Annotated in this window: 2 protein-coding genes; one reads left to right on the forward strand and one right to left on the reverse strand. The window is 39.7% G+C overall.

Features of this window, described 5'->3' with window-relative positions:
* Window positions 1-138: 138 nt before the first annotated feature.
* On the reverse strand, window positions 139-1,020 hold the full coding sequence (gene sucD, locus ACEW8O_RS18420) for a succinate--CoA ligase subunit alpha (RefSeq protein WP_373496095.1): 882 nt from the start codon (window positions 1,018-1,020) through the stop codon (window positions 139-141).
* A 129-nt stretch (window positions 1,021-1,149) separates the two neighbouring features.
* Between sucD and ACEW8O_RS18425 the strand changes: the two genes are divergently transcribed.
* The coding region (locus tag ACEW8O_RS18425; protein WP_373496096.1) for a two-component regulator propeller domain-containing protein at window positions 1,150-3,830 on the forward strand (2,681 nt) is incomplete at its 3' end.

Below are 3,830 nucleotides of genomic sequence, written 5' to 3' on the forward strand. Positions count from 1 at the left end.
TTACTATTCCTTAATTTTAAAAAAATGCCAATTACCAACCCTTACTTTTTTTAACCAAAAAAAACCGCCCCAAATTCCTCAGGACGGTTTCTCTAATTTAAAATCTAAAATCTACAATCTAAAATCTACCCTTTAAAATCAAACCTCAACCCCCAACACCTTCGCCATCACTGCACCTATCTCAGCTGGGCTTTCGGCTACGTGGATGCCGTTTTCGGCCAGGATTCTCATTTTGGCAGCAGCGGTATCATCTGCGCCGCCGATGATCGCACCGGCATGACCCATCCTACGTCCGGGAGGGGCAGTCTGTCCTGCTATAAATCCTACTACCGGTTTTTTATTTCCGTTTTCCCTGATCCATCTGGCAGCATCGGCTTCATAGTTTCCGCCGATTTCACCGATCATCACGATGGCATCTGTTTCAGGGTCATTCATCAGCAGTTCAACCGCATCTTTTGTGGAAGTTCCGATGATTGGATCTCCGCCGATACCAATCGCTGTGGATACACCCAACCCTGCCTTGGCAACCTGATCTGCTGCTTCATAAGTCAAAGTCCCTGACTTGGAAACTATTCCGATTCTGCCTTTTTTGAAAACAAATCCTGGCATAATACCCACTTTGGCTTCTCCGGGAGTGATGACTCCGGGACAGTTTGGGCCGATTAATACAGCACCTTTTGCCTTGATATAGGGCTTGGCTTTCATCATGTCAGCCACGGGGATTCCTTCTGTGATGGCAATGATTACCTTGATACCCGCTTCAGCAGCTTCCATAATGGCATCAGCAGCAAATGCAGGTGGGACAAAAATGATGGAAGTATTTGCACCTGTTTCGGTCACAGCCTCCTCTACAGAATTAAAAACCGGCTTTTCCAAATGTAAGCTGCCACCTTTCCCGGGAGTTACCCCTCCGACTACATTGGTACCGTATTCTATCATTTGTTGTGCGTGGAAAGAACCTTCCGATCCTGTAAAGCCCTGCACAATCACTTTGGAATCTTTATTGACTAAAACACTCATGTTTCGAATTTTTAAGTTTCCACAAAATTATAAGAATAAGCCCCACGACAAAAAGAATTGGGAAACAATATCCATTTAATTTATTCTATCCATATCTTTTTATAATTTAGATGGTATCTAATCTACCCTATGCAGAAAAAATTACTCTTTTATTTCTTCTTTTTGTCTTGCCAAATCGGGTTTGCGCAATCATTCCTTTTCAACAGTCAGATCAAAGGTGTGGATTTGCCCACTGAAATGATTTCTGATGTGGTGCAGGGAAAAAAAGGAAAGATTTGGTTCAATACCTCGCAGGGTATCTATTATTCAGATGGCTTTTTTACCTATCCGATACCGGATACTATCCAGAGCAAACTGGCCAATCAGGTGAAATTGGCCAAGGATGAAGAAGGTAGAATTTGGATCAGCAATTCAATAGCTAATCATAAAGTTTTCAGCTTTTATAACAATGCCTGGAAGGAAATAGAAATACCTGAGATAACCCAGGTTGAATTGCAAAAGAATTATTTCAGATTTTCCAACAACAAAGTCAAGGAGGGAGAAATACGGTTTTTTATAAGTGACAGCCAGATTGTTTATGGTTTTGCCGAAAAATCCTCCTGGCAAAGTCATCCCTACAACTATGTTGATTTGGGAGAATTCACTTCCTCCTATAGTTTGGAAGAATCCATTTTGTTGTTTTTTAAAAAAGGGACCTTGGTATACCAAAAAGGCAAATTGTCCACATTTAAATTCGAAGGAAATCCATTGCCCTCTCCCGTCCAGCATTTGGCCTTTGATGTAAGTCAGAAATCCTATTATTATTTGGGCAAAGACTTTCTTGCGGTTGGGAAATCAGCTCTTGCACCTGAATCGATAGTAACTAAGGATTTTACCAGGGATATTTTCAGCTTGACGGACTATAGTAATCTCCAGGTTTTTGAAGGTGAAGTTTATTTCAATTTCAATTCCCAGCTCTACAAGTACAACCCGACATCTGGGGAAATTCTGGAAATAGATGCCTATAAAAACTTGAAAGCGTATCATATTACCGATTTCCTTGTTGATAGAGAAGGTATTATTTGGATTACCAGCAACAGAGGAATGGTAAATATCAATTCCTTGAGATTCTTGAATTATGACTCTAATTTTTTGTTGGACGATGAAGTATCAGCCATCATTAAGTTGGATAATGAAGCCTACTTATTGGGCTTCAATAATGGGCTTCAATATTTGGACAGGAATGGCTACAGGACACTTCTGGGTGATAAACATGTTGTTGGTCATCCCAAAACAAGGATTACCAATTTCCATAAAGATAAAGAAGGTATTGTTTGGTTTTCATCCAACGTAAGGGGATTGGGCAGATTTGATCCAAGAACTTATGATTTGGAGTTTCAGGCCAGCCCTGATCAGGAATTTGTAAATGCGGTAAAAGTTTTAGGAGACAGTTTGTTGATTGTGGTCAGGGAAAAGGTTTTCCTTTCGTCGATCTATAATAGAAAAGGGCTGCATTTTCAACATGAAATCACAGATGAAATATTAAAGAAGCTAGATCAGTCACAGATTTTTGTAAGAACTGCGGGAAGGCTTAGCGATGGCAGGTTGATTTTAATGCAGGGTGGGAACCTTCAAAATCAAAGCAGTATTATTGAAAATGATCAGGTCATCATTTTCGTTGGCTACAGTTATTTAGAGGAAAATGGATGTGTGGTTTTGGGAACAGAAACCGGGCTGAAAAGGTATTGTGATGGTGCATTGGATTTTTATAAAATAAACCGGGAAACCATCAATAGGCCAGTATATTCCTTGCTTAAGGATTCAAAAGGGTTTTTATGGGTTGGAACTGACATTGGGGTATTTCGGATCAAAGACAACAAGGTGGTCCAATTCAATGAAAAAAACGGACTTGTAGGCTCAGAGGTCAATAGAGGAGCCTTCTTGGAGGGGGAAGACGGGAAAATCTGGATCGGTACCAGTAAAGGTCTATCGGTATTTATTCCGGAAGAACATAAAGAAAGGACCTTTATACCCTTGGTGGAAATTCTGTCAACTGCGGTCATTCTAGCGCAAAATGAAGAGGTTGATTTAAGGTTTATACCTTATGCAACCAATAACATACAGATTTCTTATCAGGCAGTCAGTTTTATACAGCCAAATAATCTAGTGGTGCGGTACAAACTTAATGGATATAATGATGATTGGCTTGAACTTATAAATCCCAGAAATAATATCTTATATTTCAATAACCTACCTCCCGGGGAGTATCAACTCCAACTGCAGGCAGGGGTTGAGGGAGGAGATTTTTCAGAAATAGTGCATTCTGAATCTTTTAGGATTCTTAAGCCAATGTATCTTCAGGCTTGGTTTGTAATAGTAATATTGGTTATTTTTCTATTGATAGGCTTTTTGTTAAATACTTTGCTAAACGCACTTAGGAGGCAGGGCATTTTGATTAGGGCAGTAGATGAAAAAAGCAAACAGGTGGTCAACACCGAGGATCAGTTTAGAAACGTGTGGGAAAGTTCAAAGGATGGACTTTTGCTTTCAGATGAAGATGGTAAAATTGTAGCGATCAATCCGAGTTTGGAAAAATTGGCCGGTATTTCATCAGACCGATTGGTGAATGGATCTTTGGGAAACTTATTTGATGATCCGGACTTCTATATGCGAAATAGACCACCTATAGTCGAATCCATCAATCAACCTGACAGTAAAGGACATTTATTTGAAATGACAATTCCATTTAGGACAGGGGTAAAGGAAATTGAACTGTTTGTAATCAAGCTAAAATCGGATTTTCAGGGAAAAAAAGTCAATCTTTCAGTTTT

The organism is Aquiflexum sp. (assembly GCF_041749095.1).
GTDB lineage: Bacteria > Bacteroidota > Bacteroidia > Cytophagales > Cyclobacteriaceae > Aquiflexum.

Coding starts and splice junctions, on each gene's coding strand:
- sucD (WP_373496095.1), bottom strand. CDS start 1,020: ATGAGTGTTTTAGTCAATAAAGATTCCAAAGTGATTGTGCAGGGCTTT.